At 30.0% G+C, this 3,916-nt stretch carries 3 protein-coding genes; all 3 read left to right on the top strand.

Features of this window, described 5'->3' with window-relative positions; translation table 11 throughout:
- On the top strand, positions 1 to 443 hold a 443-nt coding region (locus FC65_RS09305), incomplete at its 5' end, for a CDP-glycerol glycerophosphotransferase family protein (RefSeq protein ID WP_082619081.1).
- 66 nt (positions 444 to 509) lie between these two features.
- Complete coding sequence (locus FC65_RS12580; RefSeq protein WP_056972461.1) at positions 510 to 1,448, top strand: hypothetical protein; 939 nt, start codon at positions 510 to 512, stop codon at positions 1,446 to 1,448.
- Complete coding sequence (locus FC65_RS09295) at positions 1,439 to 3,826, top strand: CDP-glycerol glycerophosphotransferase family protein (RefSeq protein ID WP_056972460.1); 2,388 nt, start codon at positions 1,439 to 1,441, stop codon at positions 3,824 to 3,826. Before FC65_RS12580 ends, FC65_RS09295 begins: the two co-directional genes overlap by 10 nt.
- The last annotated feature ends 90 nt before the right edge of the window (positions 3,827 to 3,916 follow it).

The following is a 3,916-nucleotide window of genomic DNA, read 5'->3' as shown; positions in this document are numbered from 1 at the left end:
AAATGTTACAAACTAGCACCACACGTATAATTATATATAAAGCTCATCCTTTAATTTCACATTCAAAATATACGGATGATCCTAATGTTTTATTTGTGAAAGATGAGTTAATTTCTTCGCTATTTTGTGTAACGGATCTGCTAATCTCAGATTATTCAGCAATAACGATCGATTGGATGGCTTTCAATAAGCCGGTTATTGCATATGTACCAGACTTAAATAAGTATGCTAATAAGCCAGGGCTAACGATCGACTATGAAACTGAGTTTCCAGGAACAGTTGTTAAAAATGAAGAACAATTAGTAAAGACATTGAAAAAAGGTGATACTGATCAAGGAAAACGGCAAAGAGCACGATTTGCAAAAAAAATGTATAAATTCAGCGATGGTCGTTCTACAGAAAGAGTTGTTAAACTCATAAAATCGATTATGGATAATAATTGATCATGTTTAGGGTTTGGATAAATTTGTAATAGGTACATTGTTCGAAAGATAAGGGGCTTTAATAAAATGAAAGTGACAAGAATTTTACTGCAGTCAAAGCGTATGACAATTGAATTTGATAATATCGATGATGATGAGAAATTATCTTTCGTTTTTCGTCATAGAAAAACAAAAGATGTTGTGCAAGTAGAGGGGATTCAAGATAGAGCAAATAATCAAATAACTCTTGAATATAAAGATGTTGATTTACCAGAAGTAGAATTTGCACGTTATGACTTATTAGTTGCTACAGGGGAAAAGCTTATTCGGCCAAGAATAGAGAATAAAAATCTTAGTTTAAAGAAAATTAACTTTGATATTTTCTATTTCACGAGTGAACACTATGGTTTTAGATTTTACTTGACTAGGGATAATGAGGTTTCAATCAGTAGGGGAAACTATATAAATGTTGAAAAAGAATCTAAGCAGTTACGTCAAATTGAGGTTCCCATTGAGGAAGTTAAATATGTAGGCCACAAACTTTTTATTAAAGCATTCTTTGAGAGCCCAAGCGTTAAAACATTTATAGCGTGGAAGGATAAAAAAGAAAATTATATTTTACATAATGGAGCCTATTTCCAAAATGTGGAGAGTCGCTCTTTAATAGAAATAGAAAAAGAAGCTTTTATGTCGATTATTAACTTAGAAGAGATTACCCCCATCGTTGTGTTTGTAAAAGACAGTATTTTATATGAGGGTGTACTTAGAAGTGAAAAGCTTCCAAAAGATGATCAAATTGGAAATCAGTTAAGTATATACCATTATTCTAAGAATGGTAATTTAAAATTAACTTCTAACCTTAACTTGTTCATGAGAAAGGTTTTAAATGTTGAAAAACAGCATTGTATTGTCAAAAAATTTTCTTTTTCAGAAGAGTTAATTTCGATTAGAGTAAACGATCAAGTTGAGTTGTCAAATATTTTGTTATTTAAAAAAACGTTAGTAGCAAGCATTTTATGCCAGTAACTGATTTTACTATAAAAGGTTCAAATATAAGAATACCAACTGATCAAATAGCTAATGATAAAGAACAATATCGATATGTTTTTCTAAAAAAAGATAAGGAAAAAGCAAAATCATGTCATGATGAATCTGAAGGTGATATACCGTCAAATTATGAATATTTTGGTTTTTTTAAGGAAAATTATTCTCAAAAATCATTGAAAAGCGAAAAGTATAATGACTATGTTGTACTTAATGAAAACATGTGGTTATGTTCATATTGGTCCGTTAACGGAGAGCTTGTTTTCAGAGTTGCAACTCCAGAACAATATAGAAAAAAGCGATTTGAAAAGCGGAATCTAAACTTTTCCGGCACAAACTTTGTTGATTCTTTTGCTCAAATTGAAGTGCAATTAGAGACGACTAAGTTAGATTCCGCAAGTGAATTAAATTTTTACTTAGTTGAACGCAAGACAAAAAAGAGACTTGATATTGATTTTAAGATAAAGAATTCAAGTACAGTTATTTTAGACTTCCAAACATTTTTAGATGAATTAGAAATTGTCTCGTCACGATGGGATACTTATGTCGATGTTTATCAGCAAGAGTCTCATCTTCATGGTAAACTCGGAAAATTCTCGAGTAGTGAACAAGATAAGTTTTCGAGATATCTTTCATCAATTAGTGGTGAACCAAATGAAAACAATTTTTGTTTAGTACCGTATTTTAGTGTGAAAAATGAATTGGCTTTTATTTGGAATGATATTGATAAAATTCATAATGAACAATTGGAACATAATATTAAAGTTACCGCTAATAAAGTAAACTCTTCGGGGATTGAAATAACCTCCAAAGTTTCCAAAATTGGTGTTTCTGATTTTAAAGTTTCTTCAGGAATGATCAAGTTAAGAAACAAAGCTGTTTTTATGGAATACGAGATTCCTATAGAAGTGATTTCTAAGTCAAATAATGAAGTTTCTGTCAAGTTGAAAATAATACCTGATAAATATCATTTGCTTCCGTTTTTTTGGGATGTTTTTGTTGTGCTTCAGGTGGGAAAAGAAAAGTTTCCTTTACGTGTAAAGAATCCATCGAAAAGTGTAAAACGAAAAATTATGAAACAGATAGATCGAAATGAAATTGATCTTTTAGATAATTACATGATTTATCCTTATATTACATCAGATAATTCTTACGCACTTTGTTATAGAGAACGTAAAAATTATGAAAATAAGGTTAACAGATTTAAAGAAAATGTGGCTTATTTTACTTATCGGTTGTTTAGAAAATATTTTGATAGGAAAAAAGTATGGATTGGTTACGAAAAAGAAGCATCTGTGGCGCAAGATAATGGTTATCAATTCTTTAATTATTGTTATACGAATAACAAAAAGAAAGATTATTATTTTGTTATAAAGACAAATTCTGTTGATTATCGGGATATTGAGCATCAGAAAGATAAAATTTTAAAATTCATGAGTTTTAAATATATGGTTTATATGTTCGCAGCTGAATTAATGATTTCTTCAGAGTCGAAAGGACACAGTTATGATATTCGTATCCAAAAAGGTCATTTACGAAATGCTCTTCAGAAAAAAAGATTTGTTTTTTTACAACATGGTGTCACGGCACTTAAGCGGGTTGATTATGTTTTCAGTAAGAGTAAAAATAATGCTGTATCTTTGTATACAGCTACATCTGATTTCGAAAAGGATATCATAAAAAATAATTTCGGATATGACGATTCTGAAATTATGTTAACTGGTTTTACTCGCTGGGATGTTCTTGAAGACAAATCTAAGGAAGAAGAGAAAAAAATTTTTGTAATGCCAACTTGGAGATCCTGGATGGATGGAATACCCGAAGAAGAATTTATTGAAAGTGATTACTATAAGCAATATCGAAAATTGCTTGAATCAAGAGAGCTGAACGAAATTCTTGAAAAAAACGACATAACATTACATTTCCTATTACATCCAAAATTTATTGCGTATAGTGATAAATTTACGATTCCGGGTGAAAGAATTCAAACTCATCAGTTTGGTGAAATCAAAATTAATGAAATGCTAATGGAAAGCAATCTATTAATTACAGATTATTCAAGTGTTTCGTGGGAGTTCTTCTACATGAAGAAACCGGTATTATTTTTTCAATTTGATCAGAATGATTATAATCGTTATCAAGGTAGCTATATTGATCTTGAGACAGGTCTATTTGGCGATTCAGCTGCAAATGTCGATGAATTACTAAAGTATATTCAGTATTATGTTGACAATAATTTTAGTGAAAAAAGTAAGTATGGTGTGTTGAGAAACAAATACTTTAAATATGTTGATCATAACAATTCTAAGCGTACTTTTGATGCAATTAGTAAGTTTGAGAAAAAAATTAATAATGACTAAGGACTATATTTTGGAGGGGAAAATAATGAAATTACGCAAATTTTTAACGGCTATATTGACCCTGAATTATTCATACTTTTCCCTTAAGGA

Source organism: Ligilactobacillus acidipiscis DSM 15836 (assembly GCF_001435755.1).
GTDB classification, from domain to species: domain Bacteria; phylum Bacillota; class Bacilli; order Lactobacillales; family Lactobacillaceae; genus Ligilactobacillus; species Ligilactobacillus acidipiscis.
Note: the sequence above shows the minus strand (reverse complement) of the source record. Positions and strands in the feature narration are given on the sequence as shown.

Coding starts and splice junctions, on each gene's coding strand:
- FC65_RS12580 (WP_056972461.1), top strand. CDS start 510: ATGAAAGTGACAAGAATTTTACTGCAGTCAAAGCGTATGACAATTGAA.
- FC65_RS09295 (WP_056972460.1), top strand. CDS start 1,439: ATGCCAGTAACTGATTTTACTATAAAAGGTTCAAATATAAGAATACCA.